The sequence below is a fragment of the Pseudomonas sp. R11F genome, from assembly GCF_050312575.1.
GTDB classification, from domain to species: Bacteria; Pseudomonadota; Gammaproteobacteria; order Pseudomonadales; family Pseudomonadaceae; genus Aquipseudomonas; species Aquipseudomonas palleroniana.
Genome location: NZ_JBNPJU010000070.1, coordinates 13575 through 37831 on the forward strand (window position 1 = coordinate 13575; position 24257 = coordinate 37831).

Genomic DNA, 24257 nt, shown 5'->3' on the forward strand with positions numbered 1-24257 from the left:
ACTCTAGTTATTGAGGTGCACCAAAATAGCCCTTCCCGGTTTTAATCCCCAGCGCAATGGCGTTTTTATTACAGAACTTGTCGGTCACAGAACGATGACGACTCGATCACGCCGCGCAGCAACAAGGCCAGCTCCGACGCTTGTTGCGCCGTGGCGACATTCGTGAAACCCATCAACAAGCCCTGCTCGCGATGTGCCCCCAGGGTCCACACCGACAGCGCCTGTACCGCCAGGCCCGCCGCGTTCGCCGCCTCAGCCACGGCCTGGTCCGATACCGCCACCTCCAGGCGCACCAGCAGATTAATCCCCCCTGCTTGCTCATCCACCCGCAAAAGACCCGCGCAATGCACTGCCAACGCGTTGACCAGCAACCCATGCCGCTGCGCATATAACTGGCGCATCTTCTTCAGATGCCGGGTGAAATACCCCTGCTCCAGGAAGTCTGCCGTGGTCAGTTGCAATAACTGCGCGCTGCGTTGCTGCAACGCCTGGGCACTGCGCTCAAATGCCGCCACCAGGGCGGTGGGCACCACCAGGTAGCCGAGGCGTAGCCCGGGAAACAGCATCTTGCTGAAACTCCCGGCATGGATGACCCGGTCATCGTGATCCTGGCTCTTGAGCGCCGCCAGCGGTTGGCCCCGGTAGCGAAATTCACTGTCGTAATCATCCTCGACCACCCAACTGCCCTGCTCCCCGGCCCATGCCAGCAAGGCCTGCCGCCGCTCCCGGCTCAAGGCCACACCCAACGGGCTTTGATGCGCCGGGGTGACCACTGCCAGCCGCGCCTGCATGTCGCGTCGAATGCCCTGCGCTACGTCCAGGCCATCACGGTCGACCGGCACCGGCACCAAATCCACGCCGCAATGGGTCAACAGTTGACGCCCATGCAAGTAGCCAGGGTCTTCGAACCAGCAGCGTTGCCCTGCCATCTGCAGCGCATCGCACAGCAGCGTCAGGCATCCGGCATAACCGGCGCAGACAAATACCTGCTGTGGTGCGCACTGCACGCCGCGGTACAACGCCAGGTAGTTGGCAATGGCCACACGCAGCGCCTGGGCGCCGCGCACGTCACCCATCGCCAGGCTGTCGGAATCGGTGCGGCGCACTTGTTGGGTCACCAGCCGCGCCCACAGCTTACGCGGGAAGGCATCGAGGGCCGGCAGGCCCATCTGCAAGGCCAGGGGGCTGCGTACCACAGGCTCAACCACCGGCAACGGCTTGACCGACACCGTCGGCAGCGACGCAGCGATCACCGTGCCCGCCTGACCGCGGGCCTCAAAAAAACCTTCGCTGACCAGCAGTTGATAGGCCGTCTCCACCGTGCCTCGCGCCACCTTGAGCTCCAGCGCCAAGCTGCGCACGGACGGCACGCGGTCACCGGGGCCGAACTGGCCCTGGTCAATGGCCAAGCGAAAACGCCGGTAGATTTCCTGGTACTTGGGCAAGGCTGACATCACGGGCGGGCTCGACAGGGATACACGGCGAAGTCTGATCATGTCCCAACCCACTTGTCCAATCATGCCCCTGTCGAGCGATCCGTCAGCCACTGAAAATGACGCATCACTTACTCCACACAGGATCGCCCATGAAACACCGACTCGATTACGCCCAAGCCGCTCCTGCGGGCTACAGTGCCCTCGGTTCAGTGCACCGCTACATCCACGGCTGCGGCCTGGAGAAAGAGTTGATTGACCTGGTGTACCTGCGGGTTTCCCAACTCAACGGCTGTGCCTATTGCCTGGACTCCCACTCCCGCGACCTGCTCAAACAGGGCATCGATCTGGAGAAGCTGATGCTGGTCGCCGCCTGGCATGAGGCCTCGCCGCTGTTCACGCCGCGTGAATGTGCGGCCCTGGCCTGGGCCGAGGTGGTCACCCAGGTGGCGCAGACCCAGGTGCCGGACGCCGATTACACCAGGGTCTCGGCGCTGTTCAATGACAAGGAAGTGGCCGACCTGACCCTGGCGATCGCCCTGATGAACGCCTTGAACCGCGTCGCCATCAGCTTTCGCAAGGTGCCGGCCGCCGTCAAAGCCCATCTGGTGAATCAAGATCATGAATGAACAGGTCGAATTTGTGCCGATACAGACTGAAGCCGACTGCATCGCAAGCTTTGCGGTAATGCAGCAACTGCGCCCGCACCTGAAGGATGCCGTCACCTTTGCCGAGCAGGTCCAACGCCAACAGCAGAACGGCTACCACCTGCTGGCCGCCCGAGAACAAGGTAAGGTGATCGGCCTGATCGGTTACCGGCTGACGGAAAACACCTTGTATGGCCGCTTCATCTATGTCGACGATCTGGTCGTCGATGCCGCCTTGCAACGTCGTCGCCTCGGCGAACAATTGCTGGACCGCGTGCGCGAAGAAACCCGCGCACGCGGTTATCGTTACCTGGTATTGGACACCGGCATGCACATGGCCCTGGCCCAGCGCTTCTACTTCCGCCAGGGTCTGTTACCGCTTGGCATGCACTTCTCTCAGGATCTGAACCCATGACCCGTGCCCTGTTACTCAGCTTCAGCCCCCATGGCAAAGCCGCACACGGCTTCAAACTGGGCCGCGCCCTGCTGCGCGACCTGCTGCCGCAGGCCGAGGTCACCGAACGCGACTACGGCAGCCAGGCGTTGCCGCCGCTGACCCGCGAATACGCTGATGCCCTGACCACGCCTGGTGGCCTGAATGGCGACGCGACGGCAGTGTCGGAACAGCTGATTGTTGAACTGGAAGCCTGCGACCTGCTGATCCTGTGCACCCCGGTACACAACTTCACCGTGCCGGCAGCGTTCAAGGCCTGGATCGACCATGTGGTGCGCATCCATCGCAGCTTCACGGTCAGCCCGCAGTTTGAAAAGGTCGGCCTGTTGCACGACCGGCGCACCTTTGTGCTGGTCAGCTCCGGCAATGCGCGCAAAGGCCACGAGCCGGACTTTCTCACGCCGTACCTGACCACCGTCCTGGCGACGATCGGCATTCGCTCGGTGGACTTTGCCTACCTGCCGGCCATGGTGCGCGGTGAAGCAGCGGTCAATCACGCCCTGGAACAGGCCCACCAACAACTGTCTGCGGCAATCAGCACTGGCCTATAAAATTAATGGCGCTAGAATCGGCGCCAGTGTTTGCCCGCCTTCCTGATACGAGCCGCCCATGAGCTTTGATTTCGACACGATCCACCCACGCCTCGGCACCGGCAGCACCAAGTGGAACCGTTACCCGCCTGACGTGTTGCCGATGTGGATCGCCGACATGGATATCGCCGCACCCCCGGCCGTGCTGCACGCCTTGCACCAGCGCCTGGACCAGCAGGTTCTGGGCTACAGCGTGGCCGGCCCGGATGTGCGCGAAGCCATCGTGGCCGACCTGTGGGCCAAGTACGCCTGGCGGGTGCAGCCGGACGAGTTGCTGTTCCTGCCCGGCGTCGAACCCGGCTTCAATATGGCGCTGCATGCCTTTGTGCAACCGGGCCAGCCGGTGGTGCTGCAGACCCCGAACTACCGCCCGATTCGCCTGGCACCCGGCCACTGGCACCTGCCACGCATCGAAGTACCGTTTGAACGGGTCGGCGCTGAATACCTCACCCCGCTGGCGACCCTGCAAAAGGCACTGAACGGTGCCGGCGCGCTGCTGTTGAGCAACCCGCATAACCCGATCGGCAAAGTCTTCCCCCGCGAAGAACTGCTGGCCGTGGCCAACGCCTGCCTGGAAAATGGCGCGTTGATCATCAGCGATGAAATCCACGCCGAGCTGTGCTTCGACGGCCGCCGCCACATCCCCACCGCCAGCCTCAGCCCTGAGATTGCCCAGCGCACCATCACGTTGATGTCGGCGAGCAAAGCCTACAACGTGGCCGGCCTGAAGACCTGTTTTGCCGTGGTGCAGAACGCCGAGATCCGCGAACGCTTCAACAACGCGCGTTGCGGCATGGTCGACAGCGTCAGCCCCCTGGGCCTGGAAGCCACCCGCGCCGCCTACAGCGAATGCGCAGAATGGCTGGAGGCCTTGGTCAAGTACTTGCAAGCCAACCGTGACTACCTGCTCGACGCCGTGCAAACCCGCCTGCCGGGCGTGGTGATGCATGCCCCGCAAGGCACCTTCCTGGCCTGGCTGGATTGCAGCGCCCTGGGCCTGGACGACCCGCAGCAATTCTTCCTGGAACAGGCCAAGGTCGGCTTGAGTGCGGGGATCGAATTCGGCGATGACAGCCAACAATTCGTGCGCCTTAACTTCGGTTGCCCACGGTCGATGCTGGAAGAAGGCGTGCAACGCATGGAGCGCGCCCTGCGTCATCGCTGACACGCAGAGCGCCTGGGCGGTGTTCCCACGCAAGGCGTGGGAACGCGCGGTCAGAGCTTGGCGATCGACACTTCCGTCGACTTCACAAAAGCGATGACCTCACTGCCCACCTTCAACTCCAGATCACGCACCGAACGGGTGGTGATCACCGAAGTGACGATGCCGGATGCAGTCTGCACGTCGATTTCGGACACCACTTCGCCCTGCAGTATTTCCTTGATCACGCCCTTGAACTGGTTGCGCACGTTGATCGCTTTAATGGTCATGTCGGCTTTCCTTTAGCTGTTGGGTCAATCCGCACGAATGCGCAGGCCCTCAAGATGCAGCAACGGAGAAAAACACAAAAGGAATATATAACTATTTATTTATTCCTTATGGATATATTGAGAAGTGTTGCCCAGCAAACAGTGATTCAACAATCTGCCCCTCTCAGCACAGTAATCATCCCGCCACCCCCCGCCAATACGCTGCCGAACCCGCTGGCACAGAGACTGCATATTCCCGAAAAGCATGATGGAACATGCCGACTAATTTTCTAAGCATAAGAAAATTTCCTTCCCATGCCTTTCGGAGCGGTTCCATGAAACCCATTACCCAACGCTTATTGGGCGTCTTCGCCCTCGCGCTGTGCCTGCAACCACAGGCGTTTGCCGCCGAGACAGATCCGGCCCAAGTCAACCTCGACTACGCCTACTATTCGCCCGTCAGCCTGGTGCTCAAGCATTTCGGCTGGCTGGAGCAGGCCTTGCCGAACTCCAAGGTCGGCTGGGTATTGAGCCAGGGTAGCAACCGGTCCCTGGAGTACCTCAACAGCGGCGGCGTCGACTTCGCGTCTTCCGCCAGCCTGTCTGCGGTGTTGAGCCGCGCCAATGGCAGCCCGATCAAATCGGTGTACGTATACAGTCGCGCCGAATGGACGGCCTTGGTGGTACGCAAGGACTCGCCGCTTAAAAATCTCACCGACCTCAAGGGCAAGAAAATCGCCGCCACCAAGGGTACCGACCCGTACCTGTTCACCTTGCGCAGCCTGCAAAAGGCCGGGCTGAACAAGGACGATGTGGAATTGGTGCACCTGCAACACCCGGATGGCCGCACCGCGCTGGAGAAAGGCGACGTCGACGCCTGGGCCGGTCTCGATCCGCATATGGCCGCCAGTGAAATCCAGGCCGGTTCACGCCTGCTCTATCGCAACAAGGACTTCAACAGTTATGGCGTGGTCAGCGTTACCGAGACGTTCGCCAAGGAGCATCCGCAGACCATCACCAAAGTGCTCGGCGCCTACGAGAAAGCCCGCGACTGGGCCGTGAAGCACCCGGATGAATTCGCCAAGCTGCTGGCCGACGAGTCGGGCTTGCCGTTGGAAGTGGCCAAGTTGCAACTGTCGCGCACCGACTTGAGCACACCGTTCCTGAGCAGCAAGGATGTCGTGTCATCCAAGGCCGCGGCGCCGATCCTGGTGTCTGAAGAACTGGTGCGGCGCGGGGTGAACGTGGACCAGGTGATCGACCAGTTGATCGACACCTCGTTCAGTCAATAAGGGGCGCGGGATGACCAGCAAGACCCAGATTTTGCCGCTGACGGCACCGCAGGTGATCAACCGCAGCGCCTGGCCACGCAGGCTCAAGGGCCTGGTGTTGCCGGTGCTGATCCTGCTGATCCTGGAAGGGGTCGTGCGGGTGGGTTGGTTGCCGTCGTACCAGATGCCGGCGCCCAGCGAAATTGCCGTGACCCTGACGCAGCTGGCCGAGGGCGCACTGTGGAAGCATATCAGTGCCAGCCTGGGCCGCGTGCTGCTGGGCTTTGCCATCGGCGCCGGGCTGGCCCTGGTATTTGCCGCCTGGGTAGGGTTGAGCCGTGAGGCCGAAGCTTACCTGGAGCCGACGTTCGCCGGGTTACGTTCGATCCCGAGCTTGGCCTGGGTACCGCTGCTGCTGTTGTGGCTAGGTATCGATGAAACCTCGAAGATTGTGCTGATCGCGATTGGCGCGTTCTTCCCGGTGTACCTCAATGGCGTCGCGGCCATTCGCGATATCGATCGCAAGCTGGTGGAAGTGGGCCAAATGTATGGCTTCAGTCGACGCCGATTGGTACGCCGCATCCTCCTGCCCGCCGCCCTGCCCGGCTTGTTTACCGGTTTGCGCAGCGGCTTGAGCCTGGCGTGGATGTTCCTGGTGGCGGCTGAGCTGATCGCAGCCACCAAGGGCTTGGGCTACCTGCTCAGCGATGGGCGCGAAACCTCACGGCCGGACATCGTGCTGGCGGCGATCATCGTATTGGCGCTGTTGGGGAAGGTCAGCGATGGCCTGCTCGCGGCTCTGGAAAAGCGCTGCCTGGCGTGGCGCGATACCTTCAACGGTCAAGGAGCGGAGCAGTGACTGCATCGCCGTTATTGGATATGCGCGTGGAGCGAAAGAGCTTCAGCGACACCGTGGTGTTGAGCGACGTGAGTCTGGTCTTGCAACCTCGCGAAACCGTGAGCCTGCTGGGGCCAAGCGGCTGTGGCAAAAGTACGCTGTTGCGTATCGTCGCCGGGCTGGACAAGGACTATCAGGGAGAACTGCGCAGCCCGGATGGAGAAGTCGCATTTGTGTTCCAGGAACCGCGCCTGATGCCCTGGCTGACGGTGGAGCAGAACATCGGTTTCAGCGACGACAACCACTACGATAAAGCCTGGGTCACGCAATTGATCGAGGAAGTCGGCCTCAAGGGCTTTGCCCAGGCGCTGCCCAAGGCATTGTCCGGGGGCATGGCGCAACGAGTGGCCATCGCCCGTGGCCTGTATTCGCGACCGCAGGTCTTGCTGCTGGATGAGCCGTTCAGCGCGGTGGATGCGTTTACCCGCATGAAGCTGCAGGACTTGCTGCTGCAACTGGCCGAGCACCATGCCATCGCGCTGCTGTTGGTCACCCACGATGTGGACGAGGCGCTGTACTTGAGTGATCGGGTGCTGGTGATGGGCAACCGGCCAAGCAGCATTCGCCAGGCATTGGCGGTGGACCTACCGCACCCCAGAGACCGCCGTGACCCAATGCTGGCGCAGCTCAAAGCGTTGTCCCTGACGCAATTGCAGCGAGCGCACGTGATCTGATCCAGTAGTGGGCGGTCGGGCCCTAATGCCAGCCAGGCGAGGCGCAACGCTGTCACTGTGGCTGGCATTGCCCCTGGTGCATCGGTGTCGGGAATGCCTCAAGCATCCTGCAAAATCAGATCCGCGCCCTTCTCCGCCACCATCAACACCGCCGCATGGGTATTGCCCGAAGTCACATTCGGGAAGATCGACGCATCGACAATGCGCAATCCGTCCAGGCCATGCACCTTCAAGCGCTTGTCCACCACCGATGTACGCGGGTCCGAGCCCATGGCGCAGGAGCCGCAGAGGTGGTAGATCGAGCCACTGTTTTCGCGAAAGTATTGCAGCATCTGCTCATCGCTCTGCACCGCCGCGCCGGGTAGAACCTCGGCCACCGTGATGCCTTTGAGCGCAGGCGCCTGCATGATCTTGCGCATCAATCGACTGCCCTGGATCACCTCATCGATGTCCTTCTGGGTGCTCAGGTAGTTGGGGTCGATCAGCGCTGCATCACGCGGGTTTTTCGAAGCTATGCGGATGGTGCCGCGACTGGTGGGCCGACACGGATTGAAGCACAGCAGGAATCCGGAATACGGCTCGGGCTTGAGGCTGGCCTTGTTGTTTTTCGGAATCTGGTAGGACAGCGGGTTGAAGTACAGCTGCAGGTTCGGGTCAGCCTGCTCGGCGTTTCCACGGAAGAACCCGCCGGCCTGGTTGACGCTCATCGCCAGCGCGCCCTTTCGCGTGAACAGGTACTTGAGGCCCAGCTTCAGTTGGCCGAACAGCGAGCTGAGTTGGTCGTTCAGCGTCGGGATATTGGCCTTGTAGTAGTAGCTGACGCACAGGTGATCCTGCAGGTTTTCGCCCACGGCCGGCAGGTGCTTGACCAGTGAGATATTGTGTTCAGCGAGCAGTTGTTGATCCGCCACACCGGACAATTGCAGGATTTTCGGCGTGTCCACCGCACCGGCACACAGGATGACCTCCTTGCGTGCGGTAAAGGTGCGGGCCACGCCGTGCTGGGTCACGCTGATGCCCGTGGCTCGTTGCTGGTCGTCGAACAGCACGCGGTCGACCAATGCGTGCAGTTCCACCGTCAAATTGGTACGGCCGAGCGCCGGATGCAGGTGCGCAAAACTGCTGGAGCAGCGCTCGCCATTGCGCGTGTTGACGTCATACAGGCCCGCGCCTTCAAAGTTCGGGCCGTTGAAGTCATCGCTCAAGCCATAACCGAGTTGCTCGCAGCCTTTGAGAAACACGTCGCAAATCGGGTGGGTATGGCCCTTCATCGGTGTGATGCTGATGGGGCCACTGCCACCGTGATACTCGGTGTCACACAAGGGGTGGTTTTCCAGCTTGCGAAAGTACGGCAGCACGTCCGCAAAACTCCAGCCGTCGTTGCCATTCGCCGCCCAGTCATTGAAGTCATGGGCTTGGCCGCGCACGTAGATCATTGCGTTGATCGAGCCCGAGCCACCCTGTACCTTGCCGCGAGGCGCATAGATCGCCCGATCGGCCAACTGCTTTTGCGGCTGGCTGTAGTACATCCAGTTGAAGGTCGGGTTGTAATACATCTTGGCGAAACCGACCGGGATCTTGAACCACCAGGAACTGTCCTTGCCGCCGGCTTCGAGCAGCAACACCGAGTATTTGCCCGAAGCGGACAGCCGGTTGGCCAGGACGCAGCCTGCGGCGCCAGCACCGGCGATGATGTAGTCATATGTCATTCACGGTTACCGCGTAAGTCGTTTTTTAGCCCTTGGCGGGCGAAGTGTCTTTGACGTCAGCCGGGGTTGGCGCCATTTGCAGGTGCAGGCGTTCGCCGGTATACGGCGTGTGCTTGCGCACCACGTCCATATTCAGTTCCACACCAAGCCCGGGTTCGGTGGACGGGATGATGTAGCCGTCTTCCCAGTGCAGCGGCCTGGTCAGCACCTCGGCGTGGAAACCACCCCAGGTCATGATGCTTTCCTGGATCAGGAAATTCGGCGTACAGGTCGCCAGTTGGAAACTCGCCGCCGCGCCAATCGGCCCGTTGTAAAGGTGAGGCGCGATCTGCGCGTAATAAGCCTCGGCCATGCTCGCGATCTTCTTGGCTTCCAGCAGCCCGCCACAGCGCGCCACGTTCATTTGCAGAATCGAAGCGCCGCCCGCTTGCAGCAGCTTGAAAAATTCGTACTTGGTGGTCAGGCGCTCCCCCGTGGCAATGGGGATGCTGGTCTTGGCCGCAACCTGGGCCATCGCGTCTTCCTGGCCTGGCGGCACCGGTTCTTCGAACCACAGCGGGTCGTATTTCTCCAGACGCTTGGCCAGGCGGATGGCCGACGACGGCACCATCTGCCCGTGGGTGCCGAACAGCAGGTCGCACCGGTCACCCACCGCTTCACGGATCTTGCGGCAGAAAGTCTCGCAACGCTCCAGCACTTGCAGGGAGACCTGGTGACCGGAATAAGCGGTGTACGGCCCGGCCGGGTCGAACTTCAGCGCGGTAAAGCCTTTGTTCATGTTCTCGATGGCGCATTCGGCCGCCAGGTCAGGGTCGTCATAGTCATACTCGCCCTTGCTGTTGACCGGGTACAGGTAGGTGTAGGAACGCAAGCGCTCGTTGACCTTGCCGCCGAGCAACTCGTAGACCGGCTTGTTGGCGGCCTTGCCGATGATGTCCCAGCAGGCCATTTCCAGGCCGCTGACCACGCCCATCATGGTCAGGTCCGGGCGCTGGGTGAAACCGCTGGAATAGGCCTGACGGAAAAACCGCTCGATGTGGTGCGGGTCATGGTCGAGCAGGTAGCGCTCGAACACATCCTCAATGATCGGCAGCATGGCCTTGGGGCCGAAGGTGGCGGCGTAGATCTCGCCGACGCCTTCAATGCCACAGTCTGTCTTGAGCTTGACGAACAGCCAGTACATCCCGCCAATGTGCGGCGGTGGTACGGCAACGATATGGGTTTCAAGGGCGACGATTTTCATCTCAGGCACCTGTCCGGTTGAATTTTTTACGGTTGATCCGGGCGCGCAAGGTCAGGGCCGCCAGGGTCCCGAGCACGCCGATAAAGGCGATGTAGCCGAAATACAGGGTGTAGCCGGCCTTGCCCGGGTAGGTCTCGGTCAAGTAGCCGTTGATCAAGGGGATAAAGGTGTCGGGCAAGTAACCCACCACCGACACAATGCCGATGGCCAGGCCGGTGATGCGTAGCGGGATGTCGCAGCTGTCGAGGATCGCCCAGTACAGGCCACGAATCGCGTAGGTCATCAGTCCGATAAAGATCACCGTGCCGATCAGCAGGGCCAGGCTGTTGAACGCAGGGAAGACGATCAGCCCGAGCATGGCCAGGGTCACCAGCACCAGCGCGACAATCAGCACCGAAATGTTCGAGAACTTGTCCCCCAGCCAACCGCCACCGATGCCGCCGATGGGGCGCATCCACAGCTTGATGGTCGTGATGGTGCCGGCCATCACGGCGGTCATGCCGCTGCCTTGCAGGTAGTCGGAAAAACTGTAGGTGGCCCAGAACATGTGGTAACCGCAGAACACGATAGCGGTCACCAGCCACAGTTCAGGGATCTTCACCAATGTCGTCAGGTCAGTGATCAGGTTGAACTTGCCCTTCTCCACCGCTGCCGTTTCGGCCAGGGACTTGGGGTCTTTGAGCAACACCAATCCGCAGCCGATGGCGATGCAGATAAACGAGTACAGGTACACCACCTGCTTGAAACCTTCAGCCGCCGACCGGCTTTGCGTTTCGGTGGCATAGGCAAACAGACCCAGGGCCACGGTCGCCAACAAGGCTTCCACCAGGCCGCGCCCGCCGTCGAGAATGCCGAAGAAACGGCCCTGCTCAGAGGGGTGCGCAATCATCTTCACGCGCTTGAGCACCGAGGCCCAAAAAGTCAGGCCGGTGGTCAGCCCCCAGCAAGCGAAGATGATCATCAAGCCGGTCATCGACGGCACGCTGGCGTACCACAAGCCCAATGCACCGGTCGCGACCAGCGAGAAGAAGATCAAAAAGCGCGGCGGCAAACGGTCGGCCAGCCAACCGCTGGGCAAGTAGCTGAGCAAAAAAACCGTGCCGAGCATGGAGTACAGGTAACCCAGCTCGCTGTGGTTGATCTGGAACACATCGAGCATGGTGGTCTGGTAGACCTGGCGCAGGTAGAGGATCGGGTAGATCGCCCCCGCCGCCAGTACCAGTAATAGCAGTTGGAAATAGCGACTGGCTTTGTCGCTGCTTGCCACGGACACGGCAACGGAACCCTGGGCAACAGGTGCAGGCTTGGACATCGTGTAGACCTCGGGCGCCCGATGCGCGGGTGCCCTGATAATTGTTTTTATTAAAGGTGCGGCGGTGTGCTTGGCTCAGTACTTCATGACCACCAAGCGGGTCTGCGTGAACTCCAGCATCCCGTGCTTGCCGTCGTCGCCGCCCAGCCCTGAGCGTTTCCATCCGGCGTGAAAACCCTGGTAGGGGTCCGCCGGGGTCCGATTGACATACAACTCGCCGGCCTCGATCGCATTCGCCACCTTCATTGCCGTGCGGTAGTTCTCCGTGTAAAGCACCGACGACAGACCGAACTGGTGGTCGTTGGCCATCGCCAGCGCCTCATCGATGTCGCGGTACTTGAGCACCGGCAGCACCGGGCCGAAGATTTCTTCCTGGATGATTTCCATGTCCTGGCGGCAATGGCTGAGCAAGGTCGGCGGATAGAAATGCCCAGGGCCGTCGGGCAGCACGCCGCCTGTTTCCAGTACAGCACCGGCGGCAACGGCGCGCTCGACCATGGCATGAATATTCTTGCGGGAACTGGCGTTGGCCAGCGGGCCCATCAGGCTTTCGTCGTTGGCACGGTCGCCGAATTTCACTGCGCTGATTTTGGTTTTCAGCAGTGCGAGGAAGGTGTCATGAACAGCCTCGTGCACATACACCCGCTCCACCGCCGTACACAGCTGGCCGCAGTGCGTGGTCTTGGACGCGACGATGGCGCTGGCGGCCTTTTCCAGGTCGGCATCGGCTTCGATGATCGCCGGCGTCTTGCCGCCCAGTTCCAGGGACGGCTTGGCGATGTTGGCCTTGCAGTAATCGAGCACGATACGCCCGGCATTCACGCTGCCGGTGAGGGTAATCAGGCCGACCGCCTTGTGCGTGCAGACGCTGGCTGCGGTGGCGTGGTCCATGGTCAGGATGTTGATCACACCGGCTGGAATCCCGGCATTGACCACCGCTCTGGCGATTTCAAACGCCGACAGCGGCGTGTTGTTGCTCGGGCGCACCACCACCGTGTTACCGGCGATCAACGCCGGAGCGATCTTGCGCAGCAAGGTATACACCGGATAGTTGAACGGAATCAGGCAAGCCACCACGCCAATCGGTTCGCGTTGCAGGAACAGGTTTTCGTCCGGCGTGTCGCTGGGGATGATCTCGCCTTCGATACGGCGCGCCCATTCGGCATGGTAACGGGTGATCTGCGCGGCGTAGCGTGCTTCGTTGCTCGCGTCACTGACGCTTTTACCGGACTCCCTGGCCAGGGCCGTGCCGATGGCTACGGCGTGGCTGTCCAGGGCATCGGCCAAGGCGCGAAGGTGCTCGGCGCGCTCGATGCTGGTGAGCTTGCCCCAGGTTTTCTGGGCGACGGCAGCCGCGTCGACGGCAGCGATGGCCTCGTCGGCGCTGGCGGCACTGACGTGACCGGCGAGGGTTTCATCGGCAGGGTTGTAGACGGCGATCAGGGCATCGCTGGCCGGTTCGACGAACTGGCCGTTGTAGAAATTGCGCTCGAATTGCATGTGGTTTGCCCAACGTTGTTGTTTTGCGAGTGACATGCAGTTTTGTCGTTGTAAGGAGGGCGGGCAAACGACTTATTGGGTGGGGTAACATGCGAAAAATGCAGGTTAGGGGTAATCAACCCGCCGCCGTAGACGGCTCCAACTGCCGCTGCGCCAACCAGATCTCCTCCTGCAACCATCGCTCGAACACCTGCAACTGCGGCATATCCGTCTGCTCGGGTCGGGTCACCAGCCAATACGACTGATGCCCCTCCACATGCACATTCAACACCTGCGTCAACTGCCCACTGGCCAGTTCCGCCGCGACCATATGCCAATCCGCGATGGTAATCCCCAACCCATCCGTCGCCGCCCGGATCGCCAGGTCCAGCAGGTCGAATTCATACCCGCCCTGCGTATCCACCCCATGAATCCGCGCCGCATCCAGCCAGTGCTTCCAGGTCAGGTAACGCTGGTCCTCATTGGCCAGCACATGCAGCAAGGTCATGCGATTCAGATCCACGCCATCGCTGCATTCGCGGGCATACAGCGAGGGTGCGCACACCGCGATATGCCGCTCCTGGATCAACAAGGAACTGTCCAGCCCGTCCCACTCACCATTGCCAAACCGAATCGCGCAATCGAGCGTACTGGTCTGCGCCAGGCTGTCTTGCAAGCACGTGGTAATGCTCAGTTCCAACTCCGGGTGCGCCTCACGCAAGCGCCCCAGGCGCGGCATCAACCAGCGACTGGTGAACGTCGGCGGTGCGTTGATGTGCAGGCGGTTGGAGTGGGTTTTCTGCTGGATGCTACGCACCGTCAGCTCGATCTTGTCGAAGGACTGGTGCAGCGCGCGCAGCAGCACGCGCCCGGCGCTGGTGAGTTCGAGGTGATGATGGCGGCGCTCCAGCAGACTCTCGCCCAATTGTTCTTCAAGCTGGCGCACCTGGCGGCTGACTGCGCTCTGGGTCACGTTCAACAATTCCGCCGCCCGGGTAAAGCTGCCGGTGCTGCCGGCGACTTCGAAGGCTTTGAGGGCATTGAGACCGGGCATTTTACGTTTCATGGAGGGCGCTCGACAGCAACTGACAAGGAAGCGAATTCCCACGGCACCGCAGGAAAATTTTCACACAACATACCTTTTTGTATCAGTTCAGCGGTAGCACCCAGCATCGCTGAAAAACACTCGGTTTTAATCTCCCGCGTCGTTTTTCGACGGTTAGCGTCGTTATCGAATAAATAGCACGCGTATTACGCATGCACACTAAGACAATTAAGCATTGGTGACTGACCTGCCACAAAAGTTAGTCTGGCTGAAAACTTACTCACTTATTAACTTCGGGCCGCAGCATGTCGACAACAACTTTCTCATCGCGACGAAGTATCGGGCTGCTGGCACTTGTGTTCACCGCCTGCAATGCAACCACCCACGGTTTCAGTATTTTCCTGTATTCGGCGTTATTGCCGCAGATCCGTGAGTTATTTGAGTTGAGCTACAGCCAGGCCGCGCTGATTGCCGCGCTGCTGCAACTGTTCTACATGGGCGCTTCGATTGCCAGCGGCATCGCCGCCGCGTGGGTAAGCCCGCGCACCATGGTGCGCCTGACGATCGTATTGAGCCCGGTCCTGCTGGCGCTGGCCGTCGCCACGCCGTGGGTGCTGCCGTTTGCACTGTGCCTGGCACTGGTGTCGGCGTGCGCGGTGTCGAACTGGAACGCGATTGCAGCCTTGGCCCGTGAAGTGATCCCCGCCAGCCACCGTAGCCGTGTATTAGGGTTGGCATCGTCGGGAGCGGCCTTTGCAATCTGCTTGAACGGGCTGCTGATTGCAGGCTTGCAGGGCTTGACCTTGCGCCAATTCTGGTTGATTTGCGCAGGTTTGACGCTGCTGGTCACCCTGCTGACGCTCTGGGCCTTGGCGCCCCACGCAGAGCAGGCGCCCCGCTCCGCGACGCCGCCCACCTTCAGCGAGGTCGCCAGGCAATGGCTGCGCCTGTGCCTTGAGCAACCGGTGGCCCTGCAGATTGTGCTGCTCAGCGGGTTTATCGGCGCGATCAGTGGGCCGTTTCTCAATTTTCTATCGGCGTTTGCCAGCGATCAATTGCAGGCCAGTGCCACCGTGACCGGTACGCTGTGGACGCTGATCGGCATCGGAGGCGCCGTCGGCGGGCTGCTGCTCGGGGCGCTGGCCGATCGCTGGGGCGCGCTGAGGGTCATGGCGCTGAGTATCGGTGCCTTCGGCCTGGCCATGCTCGGCCTGCTGGGCCATCCCAGCCTGCTGCTCAGTGTGTGGGCAGCCGCCTTGTTCGCTCTGTTTTATTTCCCGTCCTGGGGCTTGATGGCGGCCTACCTCAGTGCCCGCCTGAACCCGGTGCACAGCCTGCAGGTGGTGAGCCTGAGCATGGTCAGCTATGGCCTGGCCAGCGCCGCGGCTAATGCACTGTGCGGCGGGTTGTTGCAGGTCAGCGGCGAGTTTGCCGTGGTGCATGCCTGGATCACCGGCTGGGTGCTGGCCAGCCTGCTACTGCTCAAGCGCATGGCTCGTGCGAAGGCTGTCGAAGTGCCGGTGTTGCCGACTCCCTGAATCGCCTAACTGACGTTGTAGAATCTGCACCAGTGCGTCCACTTCCGGTACCTGGCAACCGGTTGAGCGCCAGAACATCAGGCGCGCCGGGGCAATCGGCGGAAAGCCCTGGCGCTCGTCCAGAATCTGCCAGCCCTGCGGCACTAAACGCCGCGCCATGACGCCCACGGACAATCCTTGCTCGATGGCAATCGCAATCCCGCGCGGGCTCTGGCTGGTGTAGACCACTTGCCAAGAACGCCCCGCGTGGGCCAGCGCCTGCACGGCATTGGCCCTGAATGCGCAGCCCTCGGCGTACACCGCAAGCGGCACCGACTGGCGCCCCACCGCACTCCAGCTCGGTGCTGCGACCCACGCCAGCGGCTCATCGCACAGGTATTCCCCGGGCTGCAAGCCGGCATGCTCAACGCCCAGCACCAGGTCCAGCTCGCCGCGCAGCAAGCGGCCGACCAGCGCAGTCGACATTTCGCAGCAGACATCCGGACGCACCTGGGCAAACTGTGCCTGGAAATCCTTGAGCATCCCGCCCAGGCAGTATTCGGCGTAATCCTCGGGCATGCCCAAGTGGATACACACCTGCTCGTTGGGCAATTGCGCGGCACTGATCGCCTCGACGTGCAGCTTGAGGATTTGCCGGGCATAGATCAGAAAGGTTTCCCCGCTTGGCGTGAGGCCAACGGAGCGGCTGGTGCGATGGATCAGTGGCGCACCGACAATCTCTTCGAGTCGTTGCAAACTCTGGCTGACGGTGGACTGGGTTTTATGCAGGCGCTCGGCAGCAGCCGAAAAACCCTGGCACTCGATAATTGCCACAAACACTTTAAGTAAGCTGCCATCCAGTTCGCCTGACATAACTATCGCCCCTGCCGATGGATTCGATCACAACTTGTAATTTCCACTTCAAACCGCTTTACGCAACTATCGACTCAACACCACCACCGACTTCAGGAGCCGTGTATGAGTCTTAAACTTGCCGATGCCGAAACCGGCGATATCAGCGACATCGTTAATACCGAACTCTATCCCATACATGATTCGGGCCATGTTCAATTACGCGCACTCATTGAACACGCCCGCGCCGAACTGGCTGAGGACGGTTGCTGCCTGCTGAAGAACTTCCTGCGCCCACAAGTACTGGAGCAGGCGCGCCAGGAAGGCCAGGCGCTGTCGGGCAAGACCTTTTATTCGGTGCGCAAGGTCAACGCCTACTTCACCGAGGATGACCCCAGCCTGCCCCAGGATGATCCGCGTCGCACATTCATGGAGCGCACCAGCGGCTTTGTGACCCGCGACATGATCGCTCCTGACGCGATCATTCACCGGCTGTACGTCTCCCCCATGATGAAACGCTTTATCGGCGCCTGCCTGGATGAACCGGAGATTTTCGAATACGCCGACCCCTTCGCCGGGCTGGTGATCAACGTCATGCCCGAGGGCACCGAACAGCCTTGGCACTTCGACACCAACGAATTCATCGTCAGCATGATGACCCAGAAGCCCGAGGCCGGCGGCCGGTTCGAGTACGCGCCGATGATCCGCTCGCGCAGCCAGGAAAACCTGGGTGCCGTCGGCAAAGTGGTGCGCGGTGAAGACCGCTCGCGCGTGCAGGAACTGGAGCTCAACCCCGGCGACTTGCAGATCTTCAAGGGCCGCTTCTCGGTGCACCGCGTGACCCGCGTGGAAGGCACCATCGAACGCAACACGGCGATTTTCGCCTACTCGGAAAAGCCCGGGATCATCGGCCGCGCCCAACGTACCAAACAGCTTTACGGACGCCTGTCCGAAGCGCATCTGCAAGCCGAACGCAACCTGGTACGCAGCGACCAGTTGCTCGACTGATTGACCTCTCCAAAAACTCAAAAAACCGTATTTGCCCTGCGAGGAATCCCCATGAGTCTGTCCGGCCCGAACCGCAACCCCGCCGACTGTGAACCCACCTATGACGAGATCCAGCAGATCCAGCTGGACCGCCTGCAACGGGTACGCAACGAACTGAAAAAACGCGACTACGCCGCCTGTGTGCTGTTCGACCCGACCCACATGCGCTACGCCACCGGCTCGCGCAACATGCAGGTGTACTCGGCCCGCAACCCGGCACGTTATGCGTTTATCCCGGCGGAAGGCCCGGTGGTGGTCTTCGAGTTCGGCGGCTGCCTGCACTTGGCCGAAAACCTGAACACCGTCGATGAAGTCCGCCCGGCCAAAGCGATTTCCTACTATTTTTGCGACAGCTTCCTGAGCAATGTCACCGCCGACTGGGCCGCCGAGATTGATGAGCTGGTGCGACAGTGCGGTGGCGGTAAACGCATTGCGATTGAAAGTGCCACTTCGGCCGCCGCATTCGAACTGCAGCGCCTCGGCTATCAAGTGTTCGACGCCCAGGAGCCGCTGGAGCGAGCACGCTGCATCAAGGTGCCCAATGAGCTGAAGATGATCCGCGCCAGCCTGCGCGCCACCGAAGCCGGAGTGCGCCTGATGGAAAGCCGATTGGTGCCCGGCATCACCGAAAACCAGCTGTGGTCGCACCTGCACCAGCATGTCATCGCCACCGACGGCGACTATGTGGAAACACGCCTGCTGTCATCCGGCCCGCGTACCAACCCCTGGTTCCAGGAATGCAGCACACGGCCGATCGAAGCCGGTGACCTGGTGGCATTGGATACCGATGTGGTTGGGCGCTTCGGTTACTACGCGGACTTTTCCCGCACCTTCCTGTGCGGCGACCAGGCGGCCACCGCCAAACAGCAGGAGCTGTACAAACTCGCCTACGAGCAGGTGCAAACCAACGTTGAAATGCTCAAGGCCGGACGCAGCTTCAAGGAATACGCAGAGATGGCCTGGAAGATTCCCGAGCATTACAAGAACAATCGTTATTTCGCGCTGGTGCACGGGGTTGGCATGACCGGTGAATACCCTTATGTGGTGCACCGTGAGGACATCGATGCGCTGGGTTACGACGGTGTGTTCGAAGCCGGCATGACCATCTGCGTGGAGAGTTACATTGGCCACGACGACGGCGGCGAAGGCGTGAAGCTCGAAGAACAGATCTACATTCACGAGCACGGCATCGAGCTGCTCTCCGATTACCCATTCGATGCGCGCCTGTTGCCACGCTGAACCGATCCAGCAATACAGGCGGCCCTGGGACGGATCTGTAACATGCATTTATAGAAGGTTACTGCGCAGAATTTGTCGTTTGTCCATCGTTGCGCAAATGACAAAACTGCGGGCATCTCTAATAAAAACAACATGAGAGCTGCCCTATGTCCTATCCCATTGCCCGCCTCCTGACTTCGTTTTGCCTTGTTCTTCTGCCGGCTTCACAGAGGTCCGTGCTGCGCCGTTGCTGCGCCTGCCACTGACCCTTGCGGTTCAACAAAAACGCATATTCGCAAGTACCGGAGAGGCTTATGAAAGACCTGACTACCCTGGGCGGCACCCTGCCGCATCCAGCCGTTGACAACCTGTGTGCCCAAGTCAAAAGCGGTGAGATAAACCGCCGCCAATTTTTGCGTACCGCCGCACTGCTGGGCGTTACCGTCGCCAGCGCCAGCACCTTCCTGGGCTCGGCCCTGTTGGGCAACGAGGCTCAGGCCGCTGATGCCACGCCCGCGCGCCAAGGCGGCAGCCTGCGCTTTGCCTGTGCGATCCAGGAAATCCAGGACCCGATGCTGATCACCTGGATCGAAGCTTCGAACCTGCTGCGCAATTCCCTGGAATACCTGACCTGGGTCGACGCCGACAACATCACCCACCCTTACCTCGCCGAAAGCTGGAGCCCGTCCGAGGACCTCACCACCTGGACCTTCAACCTGCGCCAGGACGTGACGTGGAGCAACGGCGAGCGTTTCAACGTCGACGACGTGCAACACAACATCGAACGCTGGATTGCCGCCGACTCCAAGTCGGTCAACCGCACTGCGTTCCAGGACATCAAAGCCTTCGAAAAAATCGGGGACTACCAGTTCCGCCTGCACCTCAAGCGGCCCATTCTGGCGATCCCGGAGATGCTCAACGCCTTCACCTGCGCCATTGTGCACCGCAGCTTCAAGGCGGGTGATGACTGGGCGAAAAATCCGCTGGCCACCGGGCCGTTCAAGCTGGTCTCATTCGCGGTGAACAAGCAGGCCACCTTCGCCAAGCGTGCCGATTACTGGGGCAAGCCCGCCAACCTCGACGAACTGCGCTACATCGACATGGGCACCGACGTGTCCACTCACCTTGCGGCCTTGCAGGCCGGCCAGGTTGACGTGTTGTACCGGGTGACCGTGGCCGAACTGGACCTGGCCAAGCGCCTGCCCGGCGCACAGTTGCTCAGTTGCAAATCCGCGCAAACCGTCGTGATGCGCATGGCCTGCGACCAGAAACCGTTCACCGACCTGCGCATCCGCAAAGCCGTGGTGCTGTGCGCCGACAACGCGCAGATGCTGAAGATCGCCTACCGTGGCATGGGCACCCTGGGCGAGGACCACCATGTAGCACCCTCCCATCCTGAATATTTCCCGCTGCCCAAGCGCAACCGCGACGTGGCGCAAGCCAGGAAATTGCTCGCCGAAGCCGGCTTTCCCAATGGCCTGGACATCGACCTGATCGTCGGCAATACCCAGGGGCGCTATGAGCAGGACTGCGCACAGATCCTGCAGCAGAATTGCCTGGAAGCCGGGATACGCATCAACCTCAAAGTGGTGCCCGCCGCTCAGTACTGGCCGATCTGGGACAAGGCCGCGTTCAGCCTCACCTACTGGGCCCATCGCCCGCTCGGAGTGATGTCATTGGAACTGGCTTATCGCGGCGGCGGCGCCTGGAACGAAAGCCACTACAGCGACCCGGCTTTCGATGCCGCGCTGGACAAGGCCATGGGCATCATCGACCCGCAGCAACGTGCGGTGGCCATGCAAAGCGTCGAGCAGATCCTGCAAGACGCCTGCGTGATCGTGCAGCCGTTCTGGGGCGACAAGTTCACGGCGGTGAGCAAAAAGGTCCAGGGTTTCCAGGTACACCCCTCTGACTTCTATCCCATGGGTAACGTCTGGCTGAGCGCTTGAGTCAACACTGCCCGCACAGGCGGGCAGGTCTCCCATCATTCGTCGGAGCATGCACCCATGGCTCATTTTCTGTTGCGTAAATTATTGGCGCTGGTGGCAACCCTGCTATCGGTGTCACTGATCGTGTTCCTGGCCCTGGAACTGAACATCGAAGACGTCGCGATCAACGTCCTCGGCCCCTACTCCGCCGCCGACCAACGTACGGCGTGGCTGGTGGAACACGGCTACAACCAACCCTTTGTGTGGCGCTACCTGCTGTGGCTCAAGGATTTTGTCAGCGGCGACTGGGGCACCTCGGTGTACTTTCGTGAGTCGGTGATCAAACTGTTGCTGCCCAACCTGGCGCAGACCCTGACCCTCGCCGGGCTGGCCCTGCTGGTGATGGTGCCCGTGGCGCTGACCCTGGGCGTGCTGGCCGGCATTCGCCAGGGCTCGCTGCTTGACCGGTTGGTGTCGTTCCTGTCGATCGTCACCACGTCGATTCCCGACTTCGCCAGCGCGGTGTTCGTCTCGGCACTCTTTGTGTTCTGGCTCAACTGGCTGCCCGGCGTCAGCAGCATGAGCGAGGGCTTCAGCGCGGTGCAACTGGTCCTGCCGTTGATGGTGCTGTGCCTGTTCGGCATCGGCTACCTGGCGCGCATTACCCGGGCGTCGATGGTCGAAGTGATGCAGTCACCGTACATCCGCACGGCCCGCCTCAAAGGCGCCTCGACCGCACGCATCGTGATGCGCCATGCCCTGCGTAATGTGCTGATCGCCCCCATCACCGTGATCATGTTGTACATCCCGTGGCTGCTGTCCAACGTCATCGTGGTCGAGGTGTTCTTCGCCTACAAGGGCTTCGGCTCGCTGCTCTACACCGCATCCCTGAACCATGACGTATACCTGATCGAAGCCTGCGCGATGGTCAGTGCGGTGGTCGTGGGCATCACCAAGATCTTCTCGGACCTGGCCTACACCTGGCTCAACCCGCGCATCACCCTGCGCAGTCTCGGCGGAGGTACCCGATGAACCGTCTTCAAGCCTTCAAGCACCCCTTGGCGTTGCTCGGCCTGCTGTTGGTCGGCAGTTGGGTGGTGACCGCGTTGCTGGCGCCGTGGCTCGCGCCGCATGATCCGCTGGAAAGCTTCACGCCACTGCTCACGCCAATGACGGCCGGCGACAGCGGCCAGAGCTTCCTGCTGGGCACCGACATGATCGGCCGAGACATTCTCTCGCGGTTGATCTGGGGCACGCGCACGGTGCTGTTCTGGTCGATCCTCGCCACCCTTACCGCGTTCGCCGTCGGCATTGCTATGGGCCTGTGTGCCGGTTACTTCAATGGCTGGGTCGACGCGGTGCTGTCGTATGTGGCCGACACCGTGCTGTCGTTCCCGGTGCTGGTGTTGTACATCGTAATCATCATCGCCCTCGGCGCCTCGGCCGTGAACATCCTGATTGCGGTGACGTTCACCAGTGCCCCGGCCATCTTCCGGATCATGCGCGCATTGACTATCGACATTCGTTCGCGCGACTACGTACTCAGCGCCATCACCCAAGGCGAAGGTTCATTGCGCATCATGTTGGTGGAGATCCTGCCCAATTGCGGCGGGCCCTTGATAGTCGATTTCTGCCTGCGCATCGGCTACACCGCGATCATGATCGGCGCCTTGGGTTTTCTCGGCCTCGGCCTGCCGCCGCCGACCCCGGACTGGGGCGGCATGATCAACGACGGCCGCGCCATGGCCATCGCCTTTCCGCATCTGGTGATCTTTCCGTGCATCGCCATCTCCACGCTGATGCTGGGCCTGAGCCTGCTCGCGGACGGCCTGGATGAACACGCCCAGCAAGGCGCAAGGAGTTGAACATGAACCCAGAACCCGTATTGCGTGTGCAGGACCTCACGATTGAACTGCCCACCGGCGCCGACCGCCGCCACGCCGTGCACGGCATCAGCCTGGAGGTGCGCAAGGGCGAAATCCTCTGCGTGATAGGCGAGTCCGGTTCAGGCAAGTCGGTCCTGTCGGCGGCGATCATGGGCGACTACGCCAAGGGTCTGCGGCATGCCGGTGGGGTGATCGACTTTCTCGGTGACGACATCTGCAGCCTGGATGAAAACCGTTTGCGCGCATTGCGCGGTAACCGCATCGCGATGATTTTCCAGGAACCCATGGCCGCGTTGAACCCCGCGATTCGCATCGGCAAACAAGTCGAGGAAATCTTTGATATCCATGCGCCACAGATGCCTCAGCGCGAACGCCAGGAACGCATGCTCGCGCTGCTCGAATCCACCCAACTGCCCGACCCGCCGCGCATCGCCAACAGTTTCCCCCACCAGCTGTCCGGCGGGCAATGCCAACGGGTCGTGATCGCCATGGCCCTGGCAATGAACCCGGACTTGTTGATCGCTGACGAACCGACCACGGCCCTCGACGTGACCACCCAGGCCCAAGTGTTGAAATTGGTGCGCGACCTGCGAGGGCGCGGCCAACACGGCATTCTGTTTATTACCCACGACTTCGGGGTCGTCGCGCAGATTGCCGATCGCATCGCCGTCATGGAAGGTGGCCGCCTGGTGGAAATCGGCGAACGGGACCAGGTGTTGAATGCCCCCGCCCACGCCTATACACGCAAGCTGATTGCCGCGGTACCGGCGCTGCATCCCGAACTGCGCACACCTTGTGCCGACGGCGAAATGGCGTTGCGTATCGAGCGCCTGACCAAAACCTATAACGTCGGCGGCAGCTCAGTGGCGGCGCTGCGCAATGTGTCGCTGAACCTGCCACGGGGCAAGACACTGGCGATCGTCGGTGAGTCCGGCTCAGGCAAAAGCACCCTGGTCAAGGCGGCAATCCGCCTGGTAGACAGCGACAGTGGGCATGTGTGGGTCGGCGATAGCGACTTCCTGGCCTTGCGCGGCTCGGCCCTGGCGACCAATCGGCGCCGCATCCAGATGATTTTCCAGGACCCGTACGGCTCGCTCAATCCGCGCCACCGGGTGGGCGACATCATTGCCCGCGCCGCGCGACTGCGAGGGTTGTCCGCCAAAGATGCGTGGACCGAAGCCGGTGACTTGCTCGAACAGGTCGGCCTCAAGCGTGACGCCCTCAAGCGCAAGCCCCGGCAGTTTTCCGGGGGCCAGCGCCAACGCATCGGCATCGCCCGGGCCCTGGCCATGCGCCCGGAAGTGCTGATCGCCGACGAAAGTGTGTCGGCACTGGATGTGTCGGTGCAAAAGCAAGTGCTGGAGTTGCTGGCCGAACTGCAGAAGCAGTTGAACCTGAGCATCCTGTTTATCACCCACGACCTGCGCGTGGCGGCGCAGATCAGCGACCACATTGCGGTGATGCGGCAAGGCGAAGTGGTGGAATACGGCAGCGCCGAACAGGTCTTGCTCAGGCCACGGAACAGCTACACCCAGGCCCTTCTCGCGGCGGCACCCGGCGCCTCCGAGTTACCCGCCGCCGGGCCGCCCTTGAGGCTGATCCACCCCAACGCGCACTGAGTCCAAGCCTTTTCCCTGCGTCGCA

At 61.4% G+C, this 24257-nt stretch carries 22 protein-coding genes; 14 read left to right on the forward strand and 8 right to left on the reverse strand.

The features are described 5' to 3' along the window. Positions 1-68: 68 nt before the first annotated feature. Positions 69-1454 (reverse strand): PLP-dependent aminotransferase family protein, encoded by a 1386-nt coding sequence (locus ACQRBV_RS22975; RefSeq protein ID WP_411984403.1) that lies wholly within the window; start codon positions 1452-1454, stop codon positions 69-71. A gap of 131 nt (positions 1455-1585) precedes the next feature. On the opposite strand from ACQRBV_RS22975, the gene ACQRBV_RS22980 reads away from it, so the two are divergent. Genes ACQRBV_RS22980 through ACQRBV_RS22995 form a run of 4 tightly spaced genes read left to right on the forward strand, consistent with a single transcriptional unit; the run spans position 1586 to position 4289 of the window. Next, complete coding sequence (locus ACQRBV_RS22980) at positions 1586-2062, forward strand: carboxymuconolactone decarboxylase family protein (RefSeq protein WP_060752789.1); 477 nt, start codon at positions 1586-1588, stop codon at positions 2060-2062. After that, positions 2055-2495: a GNAT family N-acetyltransferase gene (locus ACQRBV_RS22985; RefSeq protein ID WP_411983943.1), complete on the forward strand. Its 441-nt coding sequence runs from the start codon at positions 2055-2057 to the stop codon at positions 2493-2495. Before ACQRBV_RS22980 ends, ACQRBV_RS22985 begins: the two co-directional genes overlap by 8 nt. Next, positions 2492-3085, forward strand: a complete 594-nt coding sequence (locus tag ACQRBV_RS22990; RefSeq protein ID WP_411983942.1) for an FMN-dependent NADH-azoreductase — start codon at positions 2492-2494, stop codon at positions 3083-3085. Before ACQRBV_RS22985 ends, ACQRBV_RS22990 begins: the two co-directional genes overlap by 4 nt. 58 nt (positions 3086-3143) lie before the next feature. Next, a complete protein-coding gene (locus tag ACQRBV_RS22995) occupies positions 3144-4289 on the forward strand; it encodes a MalY/PatB family protein (protein WP_411983941.1) in 1146 nt (381 codons plus the stop codon). Between the two features lie 50 nt (positions 4290-4339). On the opposite strand, the gene ACQRBV_RS23000 is transcribed toward ACQRBV_RS22995, so the two are convergent. Next, a complete protein-coding gene (locus tag ACQRBV_RS23000; RefSeq protein WP_060752785.1) occupies positions 4340-4555 on the reverse strand; it encodes a TOBE domain-containing protein in 216 nt (71 codons plus the stop codon). A 314-nt stretch (positions 4556-4869) separates the two neighbouring features. Here ACQRBV_RS23000 and ACQRBV_RS23005 point away from each other — a divergent pair, with 314 nt between their 5' ends. From ACQRBV_RS23005 to ACQRBV_RS23015, 3 genes are read left to right on the forward strand one after another with little or no spacing between them, the layout of a single operon-like run. Further along, positions 4870-5826, forward strand: coding sequence for an aliphatic sulfonate ABC transporter substrate-binding protein (locus tag ACQRBV_RS23005; RefSeq protein ID WP_090371296.1), 957 nt, complete (start codon positions 4870-4872; stop codon positions 5824-5826). A gap of 10 nt (positions 5827-5836) precedes the next feature. Beyond that, positions 5837-6664, forward strand: a complete 828-nt coding sequence (locus ACQRBV_RS23010; protein WP_090371297.1) for an ABC transporter permease — start codon at positions 5837-5839, stop codon at positions 6662-6664. Between the two features lie 20 nt (positions 6665-6684). Then, positions 6685-7377, forward strand: coding sequence for an ABC transporter ATP-binding protein (locus ACQRBV_RS23015; RefSeq protein WP_218580522.1), 693 nt, complete (start codon positions 6685-6687; stop codon positions 7375-7377). 98 nt (positions 7378-7475) lie between these two features. On the opposite strand, the gene ACQRBV_RS23020 is transcribed toward ACQRBV_RS23015, so the two are convergent. From ACQRBV_RS23020 to ACQRBV_RS23040, 5 genes are all read right to left on the reverse strand, one after another. Then, entirely contained in the window at positions 7476-9086 is a 1611-nt protein-coding gene (locus ACQRBV_RS23020) for a GMC family oxidoreductase (RefSeq protein ID WP_411983940.1), read from the reverse strand. A gap of 25 nt (positions 9087-9111) precedes the next feature. Further along, entirely contained in the window at positions 9112-10329 is a 1218-nt protein-coding gene (locus ACQRBV_RS23025; RefSeq protein ID WP_411983939.1) for a mandelate racemase/muconate lactonizing enzyme family protein, read from the reverse strand. A gap of 1 nt (position 10330) precedes the next feature. Next, entirely contained in the window at positions 10331-11641 is a 1311-nt protein-coding gene (locus ACQRBV_RS23030; RefSeq protein ID WP_411983938.1) for an MFS transporter, read from the reverse strand. 75 nt (positions 11642-11716) lie between these two features. Next, positions 11717-13141 (reverse strand): aldehyde dehydrogenase, encoded by a 1425-nt coding sequence (gene aldA, locus ACQRBV_RS23035; protein ID WP_411984402.1) that lies wholly within the window; start codon positions 13139-13141, stop codon positions 11717-11719. Positions 13142-13256: 115 nt separating this feature from the next. Then, the gene (locus ACQRBV_RS23040) at positions 13257-14186 is read right to left on the reverse strand and encodes a LysR substrate-binding domain-containing protein (RefSeq protein ID WP_081086943.1); all 930 of its coding nucleotides are present in this window, start codon (positions 14184-14186) and stop codon (positions 13257-13259) included. A 284-nt stretch (positions 14187-14470) separates the two neighbouring features. Here ACQRBV_RS23040 and ACQRBV_RS23045 point away from each other — a divergent pair, with 284 nt between their 5' ends. Next, positions 14471-15703 (forward strand): MFS transporter, encoded by a 1233-nt coding sequence (locus ACQRBV_RS23045; protein ID WP_411983937.1) that lies wholly within the window; start codon positions 14471-14473, stop codon positions 15701-15703. Here ACQRBV_RS23045 and ACQRBV_RS23050 read toward each other — a convergent pair. Further along, a complete protein-coding gene (locus tag ACQRBV_RS23050) occupies positions 15641-16555 on the reverse strand; it encodes a LysR family transcriptional regulator (RefSeq protein WP_244383666.1) in 915 nt (304 codons plus the stop codon). The genes ACQRBV_RS23045 and ACQRBV_RS23050 overlap by 63 nt on opposite strands. A 105-nt stretch (positions 16556-16660) precedes the next feature. Between ACQRBV_RS23050 and ACQRBV_RS23055 the strand changes: the two genes are divergently transcribed. The 6 genes from ACQRBV_RS23055 to ACQRBV_RS23080 all read left to right on the forward strand — a co-directional run bounded on the left by ACQRBV_RS23055 (position 16661) and on the right by ACQRBV_RS23080 (position 24232). Then, positions 16661-17542, forward strand: a complete 882-nt coding sequence (locus tag ACQRBV_RS23055) for a HalD/BesD family halogenase (protein WP_411983936.1) — start codon at positions 16661-16663, stop codon at positions 17540-17542. Between the two features lie 51 nt (positions 17543-17593). Continuing rightward, a complete protein-coding gene (locus ACQRBV_RS23060) occupies positions 17594-18820 on the forward strand; it encodes a M24 family metallopeptidase (RefSeq protein WP_090371311.1) in 1227 nt (408 codons plus the stop codon). 293 nt (positions 18821-19113) lie between these two features. Beyond that, entirely contained in the window at positions 19114-20748 is a 1635-nt protein-coding gene (locus tag ACQRBV_RS23065; protein WP_411983935.1) for an ABC transporter substrate-binding protein, read from the forward strand. A 57-nt stretch (positions 20749-20805) separates the two neighbouring features. After that, positions 20806-21759, forward strand: coding sequence for an ABC transporter permease (locus tag ACQRBV_RS23070; RefSeq protein WP_060752771.1), 954 nt, complete (start codon positions 20806-20808; stop codon positions 21757-21759). Further along, entirely contained in the window at positions 21756-22592 is an 837-nt protein-coding gene (locus ACQRBV_RS23075; protein ID WP_411983934.1) for an ABC transporter permease, read from the forward strand. Before ACQRBV_RS23070 ends, ACQRBV_RS23075 begins: the two co-directional genes overlap by 4 nt. A gap of 2 nt (positions 22593-22594) precedes the next feature. Continuing rightward, positions 22595-24232, forward strand: coding sequence for a dipeptide ABC transporter ATP-binding protein (locus ACQRBV_RS23080; RefSeq protein ID WP_411983933.1), 1638 nt, complete (start codon positions 22595-22597; stop codon positions 24230-24232). Positions 24233-24257: the final 25 nt, after the last annotated feature.